The sequence below is a fragment of the Leptothrix sp. (in: b-proteobacteria) genome, assembly GCF_965250675.1.
Lineage (GTDB): Bacteria > Pseudomonadota > Gammaproteobacteria > Burkholderiales > Burkholderiaceae_C > Sphaerotilus.
Genome location: NZ_CBDFPH010000001.1, coordinates 146,022 through 162,873, shown reverse-complemented (window position 1 = coordinate 162,873; position 16,852 = coordinate 146,022). Strand labels below are relative to the sequence as shown.

Sequence of the window (16,852 nt, the reverse complement as noted above, 5' to 3'; positions counted from 1 at the left end):
AGAACGCCCGGCTCACAAGGCCGGGCGTTTTTTTATGGGCGTCCGGGGGCCTGCGCGACGACCGGACCGGCTCAGCTCAGGTTGCAGTTGGCAGGACGCGGCCAGGTGGTGGCGGGCTTGCCGGCCTTGACGGCGGCGGGCACGTCGATGCCAACCCTCGTCGCGCCCACGCGGGACTCCAGCTCGGTGATGCTGACCAGGTAGCTGTCGAGCGGGCCCAGGCCGGTCTGGTTGGGGATGTACCAGGCGATGGCCTGCAGGTTGCCGCTGGCATCGGTGGTCACGATCACCTTCCAGAACCAGTCGGGCGTGGCGATGCCGTGGCTGCTCAGGAAGTAGTCGTTGCCGGTGTCGCTGTAGACCATGCCGCCGTAGACGCGGACTGGCGCCAGGTCGCGCCAGCACTCGGCCACGTTCTCGGCTTCCAGCCAGATGCCCTGGTTGAAGCTGGCCGCCTGGGGCACGATGTTGGTCATGTAGTTGGCGCGCAGGATGTAGTTCGCGTCGTAGTCCATGTGGTTGGACGTGACCAGGTGGCCCCGGTCCCAGCCCTTCTGGACGGCGGCGTAACTGCCGGTGCTGGTCTGCTGGCTGCAGCCGGCGGGCAGGGCGGGGTCGAGCTTGAAACTGCTCGGGCGCGCGGCCGAGCCGTTGTCCACGCCCAGCACGTAGTCGTAGCGCACGGCGGTGTGCTGGCTGCAGTCGTAGAGCAGCTTGAAGCCGCCGTAGTCCAGCGTGGTGAGGGCGGCGTTGCTGGCGCTGTCGTCGCTGGTGATGGGCGCGGGGGCCGGCGTGGGCGTGGGCGTCGGTGCTGGTTCGGGTGTTGGCGTCAGTGCCGGCTCGGGTGTCGGCACCGGCGCCGGATCGATCGCGGGGACGTCTGGCGTGGCTGGGGCCACATCGATCACCACGCTGTCGATGCCGCTGCCGTCGCTGACGATCTCAGGAATGCCGGGGCTGCTGTCAGCGTTGTCGGGCGGGGGCGCGATGCCGGGGGCGTCACCGCCACCGCAGGACGCCAGCGCCGTGACCATCGCGACCTGCAGGGCCAGGCGGGCCGTCCATCGAATCAATTGCACGCTGTTTTCTTCTCAGGGTCTCGGGGGGTTGCGATTTAAGCAAAACCGGACACGTGCCGGCGCCCTGCGTCCGTCAATTGCCCGAATCCCGTCCGCATCCCGTGAACATATGCCCAGCCAACGCCGGGCTGCCCTTGAGTTGGGCCAGGATGGCCTGCTGTTCGGCGCTGGCGCGGGTCACGCGCAGGGTGTGGTTGACGCTGGGGGCGACCAGGCGCACCACACGGGCGTTGCGCACGCGCTGGGCCTGCAGCCGCTCGCGCTGGTTCTGTGCATCGTTGAGGTTGTTGTAGCGGCCGAAGGAGAAGCCCGGCTCGTAGTCGGGCAGGTTGCGCACCTCTTCGAACGCCACCTGCCGCTTGCGCAGGTCATCGGCACGCCGCTGCATCAGGTCGCGGTTGTTGTTGTACGGGCCCATGTAGACCATCCAGCTGCCGGGTTTTTCGCGGCTGAGCAGCACCCAGCCGCCTTCGGGCAGCGCGGTGCGCACGGCGGACTCGGCGCGGGCGAGTTCCTGTGCGGTGAACGGACCGGCTTCCAGGCAGACCGGCGCGGGCGTGATGCGGCTCAGCGCGGCGGGCGACAGCACGCGGATGGCCTCGGGCGCCATCTGCCGTTCCAGGCGCTGCGGCTCCTGGTCGGCGTGCGGCGAATAGCCCAGCACCGCGCCCAGCCAGCCCTGCGTCCAGCCCAACAGCAGCAGATTGCACAGCAGCAGCGCCGCGACCAGGCCCCTCAGCATGGCCGCACGCTCACTTCGCCGCTGTGGATGGCGTGGACGCGGCCGGCGGCGTCGCACAGGCGCAGCGCGCCGTCGGCATCCACGCCGTCGACCTCGCCTTGCAGCGCGCCGGTCGGCCCGGTGGCCTGCACCTGGCGGCCGGCCAGCACGTCGCGCGCAGCGTAACGCTCGCGCAGCGGCGCCAGGCCGTCGCGCGCATAAACCTGCACGGCGCGCAGCAGCGCCGGGGCGACCTGGTGCAGCACGGCGGGCGCGGTGGCCTCGGGCTGCCATTCATGCACGCAGGCATAGCCGGTGCGGAAGTCGCCTTGCCCATCCGCCACAGGCGGCAGCACGTTGATGCCCACGCCGGTCACGACCCAGCGCGCACCTTCGGGCGCCCCCACGGGCGGCATCAGTGTCTCGATCAGGATGCCCGCCAGCTTGCGGTCGTCGCCACGCAACCAGAGGTCGTTGGGCCACTTGAGGCCGACGTGTGCGCCGGACGGGTCGAGCGCCTCGGCCAGCGCCAGCCCGACCGCCAGCGACAGGCCGCCCCAATCCGCCGGCGTGGCGGGCACCAGCAGCAGGCCGAGCGAGAAGGTCAGCGACTGCCCCGGTTGCGCCAGCCAGGTGCGCCCCAGGCGGCCGCGCCCGGCGCTCTGGCGCTCGGCCGCCAGCAGCGCAGGCTGGGTGTCGCCAGCGCGGGCGCGCTCCAGCAAGGCGGTGTTGGTGGAGCCGACCTCCGGCAGCACCTCGACGCTCAGGCCGGGGGCGAGCGGCTCCAGCGCCAGCCACAACGTCTCGGGATCCCAGGCGCCGAGGTTCATCGCTTGGGGCCGAGCATGGTGCCGCGGCAGGTGGCGGCGCCGCACCAGCAGGCGTATTCGCGCTTGAGCTTGGCCGTGTAACGGTCGTCGACCACCAGGCGGTAGTCGAAGAACAGTTCCTCGCCTGCGGCGATGTCGCGCAGCGCCCTGATGAAGATGCGGCCGTGGTCGTCTTCGGCCTCGCAGTTGGGCGCGCAGGCGTGGTTGATCCAGCGCGAGGCGTTGCCGCCCACGGCGCCGTCGATGGCGCGGCCATCGTCCAGGTGGAAAAAGAAGGTGTGGTTGGGCTGGCTCGGGTCGCGCGGGTGGCGACGCACGGCCTCGGCCCAGTCGACGACCTCGCCGGTGTATTCGATCAGCGTGGCGCCTTGGGGGATGGCAACCAGCGCGAAGACGCCCTTGCCGTGCACGCCCGAGCGCCGCACCTGGATGCGCCGGCGGTCCTTGCGCGGTGTGACTTCGGCTGATTCCATGGAGGCGCGGCAGATTTGGTTAGATTTAAGGTGTGGGTGTGCGTGCACGTGTGTGTGCGTACGCGTTTAGCGCAGATTGTAGGGAGCGCATCGCGCGGGGTTGTTCCGGCGGGTGCGTCTTTCACGGGGTTGGGGAAATATGAGCAAGTCACTGGTCATTGCAGAAAAGCCGTCGGTCGCACAGGACATCGTGCGGGCGCTGACGCCGAGCTCGGGCAAGTTCGAGAAATTCGCCGAGCACTTCGAGAACGACCACTACGTCGTCTCGTCGGCGGTGGGCCACCTGGTCGAGATCCGCGCGCCGGAAGAGTTCGACGTCAAGCGCGGCAAATGGAGCTTCGCCAACCTGCCGGTGGTGCCGCCGCACTTCGACCTGGAGCCGATCGACAAGAGCAAGGGCCGCCTGAGCGCGCTGGTCAAGCTGATCAAGCGCAAGGACGTCACCAGCCTGATCAACGCCTGCGACGCGGGCCGCGAGGGCGAGCTGATCTTCCGGCTGATCGAGCAGTACGCACTCGGCAGCAAGACCGGCAGCAAGCCGGTGCAGCGCCTGTGGCTGCAGAGCATGACACCGCAGGCCATCCGCGACGGCTTCGACAAGCTGCGCAGCGACGCCGACATGCGCGGCCTGGCCGAAGCCGCGCGCAGCCGCAGCGAGGCCGACTGGCTGGTCGGCATCAACGGCACGCGCGCCATGACGGCATTCAACTCGCGCGACGGCGGCTTCTTCCTGACCACCGTCGGCCGGGTGCAGACCCCCACGCTGTCGATCGTGGCCGAGCGTGAGGAGAAGATCCGCAAGCACGTGTCGCGGCCTTATTGGGAGGTGCGCGCCGATTTCCAGGCCGCCGCCGGCCTCTACGAAGGCAAGTGGTTCGACCCGAAGTTCAAGAAGGATGACGACGCCGACCGCCGCGCCGACCGCATCTGGGACGCCGATGCCGCCGAAGCGATTGCCAACGCCGTGCGCGGCCAGACCGGCACCGTGCGCGAAGAAGCCAAGCCCAGCACGCAGGCCAGCCCGCTGCTCTACGACCTGACGACGCTGCAGCGCGAGGCCAACTCGCGCTTCGGCTTCTCGGCCAAGACCACGCTGTCGATCGCGCAGGCGCTGTACGAGAAGCACAAGGTGCTGACCTACCCGCGAACCGACGCCCGCGCGCTGCCCGAGGACTACGTGCCGGTGGCCCGCGAAACGCTGGAGATGATCGCCAGCGAGGACCTGCCCGGCCCGCTGCGCGAACTGGCGATGCACGCGCGCAAGGCGCTCAACGACGGTTATGTGAAGCCGAGCAAGCGCATCTTCGACAACAGCAAGATCAGCGACCACTTCGCCATCATCCCGACGCTGCAGGCGCCGCGCAGCCTGAGCGAGATCGAGGCCAAGCTGTATGACATGGTGGTCAAGCGCTTCATCGCGGTGTTCTACCCGTCGGCCGAGTTCATGGTCACCACCCGCATCACCGAGGTGCCGGCCAGCGCGGCGGCGCAGGCGCGCGGCGTCAGCGCGACCGTGAGCTTCCAGACCAACGGCAAGGTGCTGGTCAACCCCGGCTGGCTGGCGGTCTACGGCAAGGAGGCGCAGGACGACGACGCCAACCTGGTACCGGTGCAGCCGGGCGAGAAGGTGCGCAACGAGGACATGCGCGTCGCCCCGCTCAAGACCCGTCCGCCCGCCCACTACAACGAGGCCACGCTGCTGAGCGCGATGGAAGGCGCCGGCAAGCTGATCGACGACGAGGAACTCAAGGCCGCGATGCAGGAAAAAGGCCTCGGCACGCCCGCCACGCGCGCCCAGGTGATCGAAGGCCTGATCCTGGAGAAATACATGCTGCGCGAAGGCCGCGACCTGATCGCCACCGCCAAGGCCAAGCAGCTCATGACGCTGCTGCGCGGCTTGGCGATCGAGGACCTGACCAAGCCCGAACTCACCGGCCAGTGGGAATACCAGTTGAGCCAGATGGAGAAGGGCCTGCTGAGCCGCAGCGAGTTCATGGCCGGCATTGCCGACATGGCGCAGCGCATCGTCAAGAAGGCCAAGGAATACGACCGCGACACCATCCCCGGCGACTACGCCACGCTGGCCGCGCCCTGCCCCAACTGCGGCGGCGTGGTGAAGGAAAACTATCGCCGCTTCGCGTGTGTCGGTGTGCCGGGCGCCAAGCCACCCGTCGAAGGCGAGCCCAGCGGCTGCGGTTTCTCCATGACCAAGATTCCCGCCGGCCGCAGCCTGGAGCTGCACGAGGTGGAGGCCTTCCTGCGCGACCACCAGATCGGCCCGCTCGAAGGTTTCCGCTCCAAGGCCGGCTGGCCCTTCACCGCCGAGCTGAAGCTGGTGCGCGACGAGGAGCTGAAGAACTGGAAGCTCGAATTCGACTTCGGCGAGGACGCCAAGAAGGACGACGAATCCGGCGAGCCGGTCGACTTCAGCGGCCAGGAAAGCCTGGGGGCCTGCCCCAAGTGCAGCAGCCACGTCTACGGCCACGGCACCAACTACGTCTGCGAGCACGCGGTGGGCGCCACCGTGACCTGCGACTTCAAGACCGGCGCGGTGATCCTGCAGCAGCCCGTCACGCGCGATCAGGTGCAGAAGCTGCTGGCCAGCGGCAAGACCGACCTGCTCGACGGCTTCGTCTCCAACAAGACCAAGCGCAAGTTCAAGGCATTCCTGGCCTACGACAAGAAGGAAGGCAAGGTGATCTTCGAGTTCGAGCCCCGCGCCGCGCGCCCGCCCGCCAAGAAGGCGGCAGGCAAGACCGCCAAGGCGGCGTCCTGAACCTGGCCCCGCACAAGACCACATGACCTGGGATCTGGCCTACAAGCTGCTGGCGCTGTTTGCCATGATCGCGCTGGGCTGGGGCGCGGCGCGCGGGCAGGTGCTGGGCGGTGCCGAGGCACAGCACGGTTTGTCGTCGGCGGCGTTCTACCTGTTCGTGCCGGCGCTGCTGTTTCGCACCACGGCGTCGCTGGACGTCCGCCAGCTGCCGGGGCCGATGCTGCTGGCCTTTTTCGGCCCGCTGGTGCTGTGGGCGCTGTCGACCTGGGGCTGGAGCCGCTGGCGGGTGGCCGTGAGCACGCGGCACGCCAACCTCACCGGCCCGATCGCGCATCCGGCCGATCCGGCGGTGCGGGCGGTGTCGCTGAGCTTCGGCAACTCGGTGCAGGTGGGCCTGCCGTTTGCGGCGGCGCTGTTCGGCCAGGCGGGGCTGCAGTTGCACGTGGCGATCGTCAGCCTGCATGCGCTGGTGCTGCTGAGCCTGCTCACGGTGCTGGCCGAGGTCGACATCGCCCGCGCGGCGGCACGCCAGGGCGGCGGCATGGCGCTGGGCCGGCTGCTGCTCAACATCGCCCGCCAGACGCTGATTCACCCGGTCGTGCTGCCGGTGCTGGCCGGCATGGCCTGGCACCTGACGGGCTGGCCGCTGCATCCAGTGGCCGACAACGTGCTGAAGACGCTGGGCCAGGCCGGCGTGCCGCTGTGCCTGGTGCTGATCGGCGCCTCGCTGGCGCAGCACGGGCTGGGCCACCGGCCGCTGCAGTTGCTGGGACTGGTGGCGCTCAAGCTGCTGGTGCTGCCGGCCTGGGTCGGTGCGGTCGGGGTGCTGGTGTTCGGGCTGAACGGCCTGCCGCTGGCGGTGCTGGTGATGGCCGCTGCGCTGCCCACCGGCGGCAATGCGCTGCTGTTCGCGCAGCGTTACCGCACGCTCGAAGGCGAGGCCAGCGCAGTGATCGTGCTGTCGACGCTGTGCTTTGCGCTGACGGCGCCGCTGTGGCTGAGCTGGCTGCTGCCGAAGATCTGACTCAGATCGGGATCGCGCGGAGCGTGCGCGCCTTGGGCAGCGGCTCGATCTCCAGCCGCTGCAGCAGCCGCAGGAAGGGGTCGAGCGCCATCACCGCGCAGGACAGCCGACCGTCGAGCGCCAGCAACTCCGCATCACCGCTGACCAGCACATGCGCGCGCCCGGCCATCGCCAGCTGCACCAGTGCGAGGCCGGACGGCGTGTCGTCGGCCGAGCTGTCCGCCGCCGGCACGCGCACCTTCAGCGCGTAGGGCAGGTAGTCCCCGAGCATCTGCTGCTGCTCGGCCGCGCTCAGGCCCAGGCGGGGCTGGCCGAGCGTCTGCATCAGCGTCACGACCGTGGCCTTGCACACGAGCGGGCGGCAGTAGCCGTGACGCCAGGCACGGCGCAGGCGCGTGAGCGACTCGCCACCGAACATCAGCGCCGACATCACGCTGGCGGTGTCGATCACCACGCGCGGCGGGCGCCGGGAGGCCACAAGGGCTTCAAGGGCAGAGGGAATGGGGGGTTCGGCAATCATGCGGGGCTCTGCCTGGGATTATCAAAGCGCACCTTCGGCGCCACCAGTCGCGGCACAGCCAGCAGGCCCCGGGCCGTGCGAACATCCTCAGGAACCTGCCCGCAGCGACACGCCGAATATGAAAAAAACCACAATCTCCCCTGCTGTCTCGACGGTGCCCAGCCCATGTCGCAACCTCTGCAAGCTCGACGCCGAACGGCGCTGGTGCACAGGCTGCTGGCGCAGCCTGGACGAGATCACGACCTGGTCGCGCCTGCCCGACGCGCAGAAACAAGCGGTCTGGCAAGCTCTGCCTGCGCGCCAGGCTGCGGCCGAAACTGACGGCGCCGCGCAATAACACAGCCTAGGACTATCCCTGAGCACGACGCGGCGAAGGGCGTGAATTTCGCATCAAGAAATATAAGTCGAGGGTTAGACCTGAGTTTGTCAGCTGCCGTTGGAATCGCGTCAGGACTTGGTCAGTCCCTCCACTGACAGTCCGCCTCACGCACTGCAACCGCCGTGCAGCTCAATTTGTGAGGAGACCCCATGTCCAGCATTCCAGCCAACGCCAAGGCCTCGAATGCACCGATGACCGCAGAGGAAAAGAAGGTGATCTTCGCCTCCTCGCTGGGCACGGTGTTCGAGTGGTACGACTTCTACCTGTACGGCTCGCTCGCAGCCATCATCGCCAAGCAGTTCTTTGCCGGCCTTGATCCGTCTGCCGCGTTCATCTTCGCACTGCTGGCCTTTGCGGCCGGCTTCATCGTGCGTCCGTTCGGCGCGCTGGTGTTCGGTCGCCTCGGCGACATGATCGGCCGCAAGTACACCTTCCTGGTCACCATCCTGATCATGGGCCTGTCGACCTTCGTGGTCGGTATCCTGCCCAACTACGCCTCGATCGGCGTGGCCGCTCCGATCATCCTGATCGTGCTGCGCATGCTGCAGGGCCTGGCCCTCGGCGGCGAGTATGGCGGTGCTGCCACCTACGTGGCCGAGCACGCACCTCACGGTCGCCGTGGCGCCTACACCGCCTGGATCCAGACCACGGCAACGCTGGGTCTGTTCCTGTCGCTGCTGGTCATCCTGGGCACCCGCACCGCCATCGGCGAAGCGGCGTTTGCCGACTGGGGCTGGCGTGTGCCGTTCATCGTGTCGGTGCTGCTGCTCGCGATCAGCGTGTGGATCCGCCTGTCGATGAACGAGTCGCCTGCCTTCAAGAAGATGAAGGAAGAGGGCAAGACCTCCAAGGCGCCGCTGTCCGAGTCCTTCGGCCAGTGGAAGAACCTGAAGATCGTGATCCTGGCGCTGTTCGGCCTGGTCGCCGGTCAAGCCGTGGTCTGGTACACGGGTCAGTTCTACGCGCTGTTCTTCCTGGCCAACGTGCTGAAGGTGGACGCGTCGACGGCCAACATCCTGGTCGCCGCCTCGCTGCTGATCGGCACGCCGTTCTTCGTGATCTTCGGCACGCTGTCGGACAAGATCGGCCGCAAGCCCATCATCATGGCCGGCCTGCTGCTGGCGATCTTCACCTACTTCCCGCTGTTCTCTGCCCTGACGGACGCCGCCAACCCGGATCTGGCTGCCGCACAGAAGAACAACAAGATCGTGGTGACCGCTGCGGCCGGCGACTGCTCGTTCCAGGGCAACCCGGTGGCACGTGAGATCGACTTCTTCAAGAGCTGCGACATCTCCAAGCGCTTCCTGGCGCAGAACTCGGTGAGCTACGAGAACGCCGTCGCCACCGCCGCCGGTCCGGCCATCGTCACCATCGGTGAGAAGGTCATCACCGCTCCGGTCGGCGTGGTCGTCAACAGCAAGTTCGACGAAGCCAGCGTCAAGGCCATCGCCGCATTCAAGAAGGAAATCAAGGATGCGCTGAAGGCTGCCGGCTACCCGGACAAGGCGGACCCGGCCAAGGTCGACAAGGTCAAGATCGTCATCATCCTGTCGATCCTCGTGATCTACGTGACGATGGTCTACGGCCCGATCGCCGCCATGCTGGTGGAGATGTTCCCGACCCGCATCCGCTACACCTCGATGTCGCTGCCGTATCACATCGGTAACGGCTGGTTCGGCGGCCTGCTGCCCACCATCTCGTTCGCGATGGTGGCCCAGAACGGCAACATGTACTACGGCCTGTGGTACCCGATCATCATCGCTGCAATGACCCTGGTCATCGGCCTGCTGTTCGTCAAGGAAACCAAGGACGTGGACATCTACGCCGGCGACTGAGCCTGCAAGGATGAGGCAGGCGCCCCGGCTCACGCCAAAGCCCTGCCGACCCCGTAACGACAAAGCGCTCTTCGGAGCGCTTTGTTCGTTTCAGTCCCTCTGCCGCAGCCACGCCCGACCGACGGCGTATTCCAGAAACGCGGCCAGGGCCATCAACGCCGCACCCACGGCCAGGATGAGGGCCGGCGCCGCATGCCGCGCGGCGAACCAGAAGGCGCCCAGGGCCGAGACGCGGAAGAACCACAGCGTGGCCTCGCGCACCACGATGCGGTCGGCCAGCGGGCCGTGGATGTCGAGCGTGCGCTGGTTGAGCACCTGCTCGCTGGCCAGCCAGAACGGGCTGGTGCCGGCGTGCAGCAGCAGATGCAGCACATAGAGCGCCGGCCACCAGGCGCTGGCACCCAGCAGGCCATACGCCAGCGTGATGCCGACACAGGCCAGCGCCATCGATCGGTCACGGTTCTGCGCATGCCGGCGATGACGCAGGGTGTAGAGCGCGACGGCGCCGGCCACCGTCGCCAGCGTCGCGACCCAGCCGTAGTGGCTGGCGCTGCCGAGCGCCTCGACCGCGCCGCCCGCGCCCAGCACCATGCCGACGCCGAGCAGGCCGGACTCCAGAAAGTACAGCGGCAGACAGGCCGTGTACTCGCGCTGGCGCAGGATCTGCAACGGCGCCAGCAGCTGCAGCATCGGCGTCGCCGGCAGCCGCCCGACCGCCCACAGCGCGCCCAGCCCGGCCACCACGGCGTACAGGCCGTACAGACCATGCGCCGCGCCAGGCAGGGCCTCCGCCCACGTCAGCCACAAGCTGGCCGCCAGCGTGGTCAGCAGGCTGACGCCGACGCCCAGCACGGTGACGTGCGTGGCGTAGCCGTCGCGCTGCAGGTCGTCGAGCAGGCTCAGCTCGATCCAGTGCCGCGCCCCCCAACTCAGGCCCAGAAACCCGCCCACGGCCAGCGCCAGCACCACAGGTCGGCCTTCGGCCCACCACAGCAGCAGCGCAGGCAGCAGGAAAGCCGCCCGCGCCAGCCGCCGGCTGTCGAGCCGCCAGGCCCGGCCCAGGGCATAGGCCAGCACCGTGCCGGCCATGGCGACCGTCAGCATCACCAGCGTGTACGCCACGGTGGCCGCCATGCCGCCCTCGGCGTAGACCAGCACGGCCCCGAAGCCCACCAGCGTCGACAGGCTGGCCTGCACGGCCAGGAAGGGCAGCAGCTGGCGCTCCAGCGGCGAAATCTTCATAGCGTGTTGTCGCCTGAGCAAGCGACCCGTAAGGGGTGTTGAGGCATCATTCCGACTTTCAGCGTTAGACAAATTAAGGATTCAGTCATGTGGAAGATCGCGCTCGGTTTCATCGTCTTTGGCGCTCTGGTGATGTACGTTCTGATGCAGGGCGGTGAAATCGACATGAGCGGCGAGAAGCACGGCATCGAGACGCACGAGCCGGCACCGGCCGCTGCCAGCGACGCCCCCCCCCCCGCTGTACCGGCCTCGGCCGCTTCGGGTTCCTGAGATCAGGCGGCCTGAGCTTGCCTCAGGCCTCGATCACGCCCCAGCGCAGCGCCAGCAAGGTCAGCTCGGCCTGGTTGCTGGCGCCCAGCTTCTGCTTGACGTTGTAGAGGTGGGTGCCGACGGTGCTGCCTGAGAGCTTGAGCTGCGCGGCAATGTCCTGCACCGACGCCCCCTTGGCGAGCTGCACGAACACCGCGAACTCGCGCTCCGAGAGCGCTTCCATCGGACTGGGCTCGTCGCCCAGTTGCGCCAGCGCCAGCTTCTGCGCAATGGCCGGATCGATGTAGCGCTGCCCGGCGGCCACGCGCCGCACCGCATCGACCAGCGCCTCGGGCGCACCCCGCTTCGACAGATAGCCCAGCGCGCCGGCCGCCAGCACGCGGCGCGGGTGGGCGCTGTCCTCATGCGCCGACAGCACCAGCACGCGCAGCCGGCTGTCGCGGGCGCGCAGGCGCCGCAGCACCTCCAGCCCGTTCATGCCGGGCATCGACAGGTCCAGCACCAGCACGTCGGGCTGCACGGTGTCGAGTTGCGCCAGCGCGTCGTCGCCGTTGTCGGCCTCGGCCACCACCTCGATGTCGGCCGCAGCCGCCTGCAGCAGCATGCGGAAACCCACGCGCACGATGGTGTGGTCGTCGACCAGCATGATCCGGATCATTCGGCGTTCTCCGCTGCAGAAGGTGGAATCAAAGGTTCAAGAGGCAAGGTCGCGGCCACCAGCGCACCGTGTTCGGCATCGGTCGCGTGGCCGCGGTTGAGCACCGTCAGCTCGCCGCCCAGGCCGCGCACGCGCTCGCGCAGGCCGCGCAGGCCGTAGTGGCCGGGGCGCTGCCAGTCGGCGGGCAGGCCGTGGCCGTCATCGCGCACGCGAATGGCCAGGATGCCGGCTGTCGCGGAGTCCACCTCGATGACGATTTCGCGCGCGCCGGCATGGCGCAGCGCGTTGTTGAGCGCCTCCTGCACCACGCGGTAGGCGGCCAGCGCACGCTCCTGGCTCAGCGCGGCGGGCAGCACGCCCAGCTGCAGCGTGATGTGGGGTTGCGCGGCGCGCTGCTGGGCAGCGTCGACCAGATCGATCAACGCGTCACCCAGGCCCAGGCTGTCGAGCGCCAGCGGCGTCAGGCGCGGCACCAGGCTGTGCATGGCGTCGTACAGGCGCGCGGCCTCGCTCGAAATCAGGCCGGCAATCTGGTGGCCGGCCGCGTCGGCCTGCGCTGCATCCGGTGCCATGCGGTGCGCCAGGCTCTGCGCCAGGCTGCGGATGGCGGTGACCGACTGGCCAAGCTCATCGTGCAGCTCGCGCGCCATCTCGCGCCGCTCCCGCTCGGTGTGCAGCTCAATCTGGCGCGCCAGCTCGCGGCTCTCGGCCAGCGAGCGTTCGGCCTCGTAGGCCTGCAGGCGCGCCTGCAGCTGGTCTTCCACCGCAGCCGCCATGCGGTTGACCGCCAGCCCGATCGACGCGGCCTCGCGCCCCCGCAACGCAGGCAGACGCGCGGCGTAATCGCCGCCTTCGAGCCGGGCCAGCCCGCGCACGATGGTCGTGAACGGCCGCAGCGTGCGCCCGACAAACCAGAACAGCAGCCCGTTGAGCAGCACCAGCGCCACGACGGCCAGCCCGCCCAGGCGCAGCAGGTCGTCCCAGCCGTCCAGGATGGCGCGTGACGCATCCGCCTCCACCGTCAGCACGCCGCCGGGCAGGTGAATCACCTTGCGCTGCGCAGGGGGCGTCACCAGCTCGGCAAACCACCCGGGCGCCACCCGGCCCTGCTTGTAGGGCGAGGGGGGCGAGCGGTAGAGCTCATGCCCGTTGTCGTCGACCAGCGTGATCTCGTTGGCGCGCACACGGCCGAGCTGGCCCAGAAACCCCAGCAGTGCGCCTGGCCCGGCGCTGCGGTAGATCCAGCTCACCCGCTCCAGCAGCTGGCCGGCGACACGGTTGCCGGCCACGATCTCTTCATTGACGCTGCGCCGCGTGCCGTCAACCTGCTGCAGCGCCAGCGCCACCACGAACAGGCTCATCAACAGCACCAGCGCCAGCTGGATGCGGAATCGCAGGCCGGGGCCGCCGTGCAGGGCTGAAATCGAAGACGCAGACATGGCCATGATTGTCCGCCCCACGTCAACACCGGCCGACGCAGCCCCACCCCGGGAACAACCCGCAGGCCGAATCAAGATTTTCATGAGGTCCGATTCAAGGTCCTGGCGAGGACAACCGCCCGCGCCGCGCCGACACTGCATCTGCACCGAAACCCCGATGCCCCTCTACAAGGAGACCTGACATGACCTGGGAAACCCCCGCAGCTTGCGACTTCCGCTTCGGCTTTGAAATCACGATGTACATCGCCGCTCGCTGAGCCGCGCTGAACCCCTGCGGCCCGGCCCCAGCACTGCTGGCGTCGGGCCGTTCTGCTTTCTGACCTGATGACAAAAGCCGGCCCATGAAACTGCTCGTCCTGGGTTCCGCCGCCGGTGGCGGCTACCCGCAGTGGAACTGCAACTGCACCCAATGCGCCGCCGTGCGCGCCGGCTCCCCCCACCATCGCGCCCGCACCCAGTCGTCGATCGCCGTGGGCGGCCCGCACGACTGGCTGCTGGTCAACGCCTCGCCCGACATCCTGACGCAGCTGCAGCGCAGCCCCGCGCTGCAACCGGCCCGCGCGGTGCGCGACACCGGCATTGCCGCCGTGCTGCTGTGCGACGGCCAGGTTGACCACAGCACCGGCCTCTACATGCTGCGCGAACGTGGCCAGCCGCTGCCGCTGTGGACGACGCAGCCCGCGCACGACGACCTCAGCATCGGCAACCCCATCCTGCGCGTGCTGAGCCACTACTGCGGCGTGGCGTGGCACGAGCTGCCCACCGATGGCACCGTCTTCACCATCCCCGGCGTGGCCGACCTCGACATCACCGCCCTGCCGCTGGAGAGCAAGCCCGCCCCCTACTCGCCGCACCGCGAGCACCCGGTGCCCGGCGACAACGTCGGCCTGACCTTCACCCACCGCGCCAGCGGCCGCCGCGTGTTCTACGCGCCCGGCCTGGGCGAAATCACCCCGCCGGTGTGGGACGCGATGTGCGCGGCCGACGCGGTACTGGTCGACGGCACCTTCTGGACCGACGACGAGATGATCCGCCTGGGTTTCAGCAAGAAGACCGGCCGCAGCATCGGCCACCTGCCGCAGAGCGGCGCGGGCGGCATGATCGAGGTGCTGAGCCGCCTGCCCGCGGCCACGCGCAAGCTGCTGATCCACATCAACAACACCAACCCCATCCTCGACGAGCAATCGCCCGAGCGCCGCGCGGTCGAAGACGCGGGCATCGAGGTGAGCTTCGATGGGCTGGAAATCGAGTTCTGAGCGGCCGCTGGAGACATCCCCCCATGAGCATCCCCTTCAACGCCCCGCCGCCGCGCTTTGACGCGGCGTCACGCGATCCGAATGCCGCGGCGTGGAACGCCGTCGACTTCGAAGCCCAGCTGCGCGAGCAGGGCAAGGCCTATCACATCTACCACCCGTTCAACGTGATGTTGAACACCGGCAAGGCCACGCCCGAGCAGATCCGCGGCTGGGTGGCCAACCGCTACTACTACCAGATCGCCATTCCAGTGAAGGACGCGGCAGTGCTGTCCAACTGCCCCGACCGCGCAGTGCGGCGCGAGTGGATCCAGCGCATCCTGGACCACGACGGCTTCGAGTTTTCCGGCCCCGATGGCAAGGTCAGCGACGCTGGCGGCATCGAGGCCTGGCTGCGCCTGGGCGAGGCCGTGGGCCTGACGCGCGAGGAGATCACCGACCTGCGCCACGTCATCCCGGCCGTGCGCTTTGCGGTCGACGCCTACGTCAACTTCGCCCGGCACGCGCCGTGGCAGGAATCGGTCTGCTCGTCGCTGACCGAGCTGTTCGCGCCCGAGATCCACAAGCAGCGCCTGGCCACCTGGCCCGAGCACTACCCGTGGATCGAGACCCACGGGCTGATGTACTTCCGCAACCGCGTCAGCCAGGCGCGGCGTGACGTCGAGCAGGGTCTGGCCGTGACGCTGGGCTACTTCAAGACCCGCGAGCAGCAGGTGCGCGCGCTGGAGATCCTGAAGTTCAAGCTCGACATCCTCTGGTCCATGAACGACGCGATGGCCACCAAGTACGGGATCAATCCATGAGCCACGCCCTCCTCGACACCGACCAGCCGCGCGTCGCCCCCGGCTTTCGCCTGCAGTGGGAGCCCGCACAGGACTGCCATGTGCTGCTCTACCCCGAGGGCATGGTCAAGCTCAACCGCTCCAGCGGCGAGATCCTGACGCGCTGCGACGGCAAGACGCCGCTGGTCGACGTCGTCACCTCGCTCGAAGCCGCTTTCAACGCCCAGGGCCTGCGCGGCGACGTGGTCGGCTTCCTGACCATGGCGCGGCAACAGCAGTGGGTGACGTGGTGAGCGCGCCGGCCGTGAACCGTCCTGGTCCGCCGCTATGGCTCTTGGCCGAGGTCACCTACAAGTGCCCGCTGCACTGCGTGTTTTGCTACAACCCGGTCGAATTCGCCCGCGACAGCGAAGAGATGAGCACCGCGCAGTGGCTCAAGACCCTGCGTGAGGCCCGCGAACTGGGCGCCGTGCAGTGCGGCTTCTCCGGCGGCGAGCCGCTGGTGCGCGATGACCTGGAAGAACTCATCTCAGAGGCTCACCGCCTGGGCTACTACACCAACCTGCTGACCAGCGGCGTCGGCCTGACGGCGGAGCGCGCCGCGTCGCTCAAGGCCGCCGGGCTGGACCACATCCAGCTGAGCTTCCAGGATTCGACCAAGGAGCTCAACGACTTCCTGAGCCACACCAAGACCTTCGGGCTGAAGCAGAACGTCGCGCACCTGATCAAATCCAACGGCTGGCCGATGGTGATGAACGTGGTGATCCACCGCCTCAACATCGACCACATCGAACGCATCATCGAGATGGCCCACGAACTGGGCGCCGAGTACCTGGAGCTGGCCAACACCCAGTACTACAGCTGGGCCCACCTCAACCGCGATCACCTGCTGCCCACGCGCGAGCAGTTGCAGCGCGCCGAGGCCATCACCGACGCCTGGCGCAAGAAGCTCGACGGGAAGATGAAGCTCTTCTTCGTCGCGCCCGACTACCACGAGGGCAGGCCCAAGAAGTGCATGAACGGCTGGGGCAACGTCTTCCTGACCATCACCCCCGACGGCCGCGCGCTGCCCTGCCACACCGCCAAGATGCTGCCCGGCCTGGAATTCCCCAAGGTGCAGGACATGTCAGTGCGCGAGATCTGGTACGAGAGCGAAGGCTTCAACCGCTACCGCGGCACCGGCTGGATGAAGGAGCCGTGCGTCTCCTGCCCGGACAAGGAGAAAGACTTGGGCGGCTGCCGCTGCCAGGCCTTTCTGCTGGCGCAGGACGTGACGGCCGCTGATCCGGTCTGCCCCAAGAGCCCGCACCATCATCTGGTGGCAGAGGCCGTGGCGCAGGCTGAAGCCCGGCCCGCAGGCCCGGCTGTCACCGAGCGTCCGCTGGTGTTTCGGGACCCGAAGAACTCGCGACGCTTGAGCGGTGTTCCCGAGCTGGCGGAGACCAGGCCAGCACGCAGCTGATCGTCGCGGCTGTCGGCAGCCGTAGGGCTGCATATCCAAACTTGAAATGCTGCGTTCACGCAGCGACACATCACCCGCAAGATTCGCAGCCTGTCGAAACCTTTCGACA

Annotated in this window: 18 protein-coding genes; 10 read left to right on the top strand and 8 right to left on the bottom strand. The window is 68.3% G+C overall.

What is annotated here, in order from left to right; translation table 11 throughout:
• Positions 1 to 71: 71 nt before the first annotated feature.
• The 4 genes from AC5IG3_RS00560 to AC5IG3_RS00545 all read right to left on the bottom strand — a co-directional run bounded on the left by AC5IG3_RS00560 (position 72) and on the right by AC5IG3_RS00545 (position 3,103).
• A complete protein-coding gene (locus tag AC5IG3_RS00560; RefSeq protein WP_491896870.1) occupies positions 72 to 1,079 on the bottom strand; it encodes a DNA/RNA non-specific endonuclease in 1,008 nt (335 codons plus the stop codon).
• A 73-nt stretch (positions 1,080 to 1,152) separates the two neighbouring features.
• Positions 1,153 to 1,821: a hypothetical protein gene (locus tag AC5IG3_RS00555; protein WP_491896869.1), complete on the bottom strand. Its 669-nt coding sequence runs from the start codon at positions 1,819 to 1,821 to the stop codon at positions 1,153 to 1,155.
• The gene (locus tag AC5IG3_RS00550; RefSeq protein WP_491896868.1) at positions 1,815 to 2,630 is read right to left on the bottom strand and encodes a biotin--[acetyl-CoA-carboxylase] ligase; all 816 of its coding nucleotides are present in this window, start codon (positions 2,628 to 2,630) and stop codon (positions 1,815 to 1,817) included. The genes AC5IG3_RS00555 and AC5IG3_RS00550 overlap by 7 nt, the downstream gene beginning before the upstream one ends.
• Positions 2,627 to 3,103: an SET domain-containing protein gene (locus tag AC5IG3_RS00545; protein WP_491896867.1), complete on the bottom strand. Its 477-nt coding sequence runs from the start codon at positions 3,101 to 3,103 to the stop codon at positions 2,627 to 2,629. The genes AC5IG3_RS00550 and AC5IG3_RS00545 overlap by 4 nt, the downstream gene beginning before the upstream one ends.
• Before the next feature lie 139 nt (positions 3,104 to 3,242).
• Here AC5IG3_RS00545 and AC5IG3_RS00540 point away from each other — a divergent pair, with 139 nt between their 5' ends.
• Positions 3,243 to 5,879 carry a DNA topoisomerase III gene (locus AC5IG3_RS00540; RefSeq protein ID WP_491896866.1) on the top strand — a complete coding sequence of 879 codons (2,637 nt, stop codon included), beginning with the start codon at positions 3,243 to 3,245 and terminating at the stop codon, positions 5,877 to 5,879.
• Between the two features lie 22 nt (positions 5,880 to 5,901).
• Entirely contained in the window at positions 5,902 to 6,903 is a 1,002-nt protein-coding gene (locus AC5IG3_RS00535) for an AEC family transporter (RefSeq protein ID WP_491896865.1), read from the top strand.
• 1 nt (position 6,904) lies between these two features.
• On the opposite strand, the gene AC5IG3_RS00530 is transcribed toward AC5IG3_RS00535, so the two are convergent.
• On the bottom strand, positions 6,905 to 7,423 hold the full coding sequence (locus tag AC5IG3_RS00530) for a PIN domain-containing protein (RefSeq protein ID WP_491896864.1): 519 nt from the start codon (positions 7,421 to 7,423) through the stop codon (positions 6,905 to 6,907).
• Positions 7,424 to 7,541: 118 nt separating this feature from the next.
• Between AC5IG3_RS00530 and AC5IG3_RS00525 the strand changes: the two genes are divergently transcribed.
• Positions 7,542 to 7,760 (top strand): DUF1289 domain-containing protein, encoded by a 219-nt coding sequence (locus AC5IG3_RS00525; protein ID WP_491896863.1) that lies wholly within the window; start codon positions 7,542 to 7,544, stop codon positions 7,758 to 7,760.
• 191 nt (positions 7,761 to 7,951) lie between these two features.
• Positions 7,952 to 9,637 carry an MFS transporter gene (locus tag AC5IG3_RS00520; RefSeq protein WP_491896862.1) on the top strand — a complete coding sequence of 562 codons (1,686 nt, stop codon included), beginning with the start codon at positions 7,952 to 7,954 and terminating at the stop codon, positions 9,635 to 9,637.
• A gap of 90 nt (positions 9,638 to 9,727) precedes the next feature.
• On the opposite strand, the gene AC5IG3_RS00515 is transcribed toward AC5IG3_RS00520, so the two are convergent.
• Positions 9,728 to 10,879 carry a hypothetical protein gene (locus AC5IG3_RS00515; RefSeq protein WP_491896861.1) on the bottom strand — a complete coding sequence of 384 codons (1,152 nt, stop codon included), beginning with the start codon at positions 10,877 to 10,879 and terminating at the stop codon, positions 9,728 to 9,730.
• Between the two features lie 87 nt (positions 10,880 to 10,966).
• Here AC5IG3_RS00515 and AC5IG3_RS00510 point away from each other — a divergent pair, with 87 nt between their 5' ends.
• Positions 10,967 to 11,149, top strand: a complete 183-nt coding sequence (locus tag AC5IG3_RS00510; protein WP_491896860.1) for a hypothetical protein — start codon at positions 10,967 to 10,969, stop codon at positions 11,147 to 11,149.
• 22 nt (positions 11,150 to 11,171) lie between these two features.
• Here the strand turns inward: AC5IG3_RS00510 and AC5IG3_RS00505 are convergent, their stop codons facing one another.
• Positions 11,172 to 11,807 (bottom strand): response regulator, encoded by a 636-nt coding sequence (locus AC5IG3_RS00505; RefSeq protein WP_491896859.1) that lies wholly within the window; start codon positions 11,805 to 11,807, stop codon positions 11,172 to 11,174.
• Positions 11,804 to 13,246, bottom strand: coding sequence for an ATP-binding protein (locus AC5IG3_RS00500; protein ID WP_491896858.1), 1,443 nt, complete (start codon positions 13,244 to 13,246; stop codon positions 11,804 to 11,806). The genes AC5IG3_RS00505 and AC5IG3_RS00500 overlap by 4 nt, the downstream gene beginning before the upstream one ends.
• 182 nt (positions 13,247 to 13,428) lie before the next feature.
• Here AC5IG3_RS00500 and pqqA point away from each other — a divergent pair, with 182 nt between their 5' ends.
• From pqqA to pqqE, 5 genes are all read left to right on the top strand, one after another.
• Positions 13,429 to 13,503: a pyrroloquinoline quinone precursor peptide PqqA gene (pqqA, locus tag AC5IG3_RS00495; protein WP_491905016.1), complete on the top strand. Its 75-nt coding sequence runs from the start codon at positions 13,429 to 13,431 to the stop codon at positions 13,501 to 13,503.
• An 84-nt stretch (positions 13,504 to 13,587) separates the two neighbouring features.
• On the top strand, positions 13,588 to 14,502 hold the full coding sequence (pqqB, locus tag AC5IG3_RS00490; protein ID WP_491896857.1) for a pyrroloquinoline quinone biosynthesis protein PqqB: 915 nt from the start codon (positions 13,588 to 13,590) through the stop codon (positions 14,500 to 14,502).
• 23 nt (positions 14,503 to 14,525) lie between these two features.
• A complete protein-coding gene (pqqC, locus tag AC5IG3_RS00485) occupies positions 14,526 to 15,302 on the top strand; it encodes a pyrroloquinoline-quinone synthase PqqC (RefSeq protein WP_491896856.1) in 777 nt (258 codons plus the stop codon).
• Positions 15,299 to 15,574, top strand: coding sequence for a pyrroloquinoline quinone biosynthesis peptide chaperone PqqD (gene pqqD, locus AC5IG3_RS00480; protein ID WP_491896855.1), 276 nt, complete (start codon positions 15,299 to 15,301; stop codon positions 15,572 to 15,574). Before pqqC ends, pqqD begins: the two co-directional genes overlap by 4 nt.
• Positions 15,575 to 15,585: 11 nt before the next feature.
• On the top strand, positions 15,586 to 16,743 hold the full coding sequence (gene pqqE, locus AC5IG3_RS00475; protein ID WP_491896854.1) for a pyrroloquinoline quinone biosynthesis protein PqqE: 1,158 nt from the start codon (positions 15,586 to 15,588) through the stop codon (positions 16,741 to 16,743).
• The last annotated feature ends 109 nt before the right edge of the window (positions 16,744 to 16,852 follow it).

Coding starts and splice junctions, on each gene's coding strand:
- AC5IG3_RS00555 (WP_491896869.1), bottom strand. CDS start 1,821: ATGCTGAGGGGCCTGGTCGCGGCGCTGCTGCTGTGCAATCTGCTGCTG.
- AC5IG3_RS00550 (WP_491896868.1), bottom strand. CDS start 2,630: ATGAACCTCGGCGCCTGGGATCCCGAGACGTTGTGGCTGGCGCTGGAG.
- AC5IG3_RS00545 (WP_491896867.1), bottom strand. CDS start 3,103: ATGGAATCAGCCGAAGTCACACCGCGCAAGGACCGCCGGCGCATCCAG.
- AC5IG3_RS00540 (WP_491896866.1), top strand. CDS start 3,243: ATGAGCAAGTCACTGGTCATTGCAGAAAAGCCGTCGGTCGCACAGGAC.
- AC5IG3_RS00535 (WP_491896865.1), top strand. CDS start 5,902: ATGACCTGGGATCTGGCCTACAAGCTGCTGGCGCTGTTTGCCATGATC.
- AC5IG3_RS00530 (WP_491896864.1), bottom strand. CDS start 7,423: ATGATTGCCGAACCCCCCATTCCCTCTGCCCTTGAAGCCCTTGTGGCC.
- AC5IG3_RS00525 (WP_491896863.1), top strand. CDS start 7,542: ATGAAAAAAACCACAATCTCCCCTGCTGTCTCGACGGTGCCCAGCCCA.
- AC5IG3_RS00520 (WP_491896862.1), top strand. CDS start 7,952: ATGTCCAGCATTCCAGCCAACGCCAAGGCCTCGAATGCACCGATGACC.
- AC5IG3_RS00515 (WP_491896861.1), bottom strand. CDS start 10,879: ATGAAGATTTCGCCGCTGGAGCGCCAGCTGCTGCCCTTCCTGGCCGTG.
- AC5IG3_RS00510 (WP_491896860.1), top strand. CDS start 10,967: ATGTGGAAGATCGCGCTCGGTTTCATCGTCTTTGGCGCTCTGGTGATG.
- AC5IG3_RS00505 (WP_491896859.1), bottom strand. CDS start 11,807: ATGATCCGGATCATGCTGGTCGACGACCACACCATCGTGCGCGTGGGT.
- AC5IG3_RS00500 (WP_491896858.1), bottom strand. CDS start 13,246: ATGTCTGCGTCTTCGATTTCAGCCCTGCACGGCGGCCCCGGCCTGCGA.
- pqqB (WP_491896857.1), top strand. CDS start 13,588: ATGAAACTGCTCGTCCTGGGTTCCGCCGCCGGTGGCGGCTACCCGCAG.
- pqqC (WP_491896856.1), top strand. CDS start 14,526: ATGAGCATCCCCTTCAACGCCCCGCCGCCGCGCTTTGACGCGGCGTCA.
- pqqD (WP_491896855.1), top strand. CDS start 15,299: ATGAGCCACGCCCTCCTCGACACCGACCAGCCGCGCGTCGCCCCCGGC.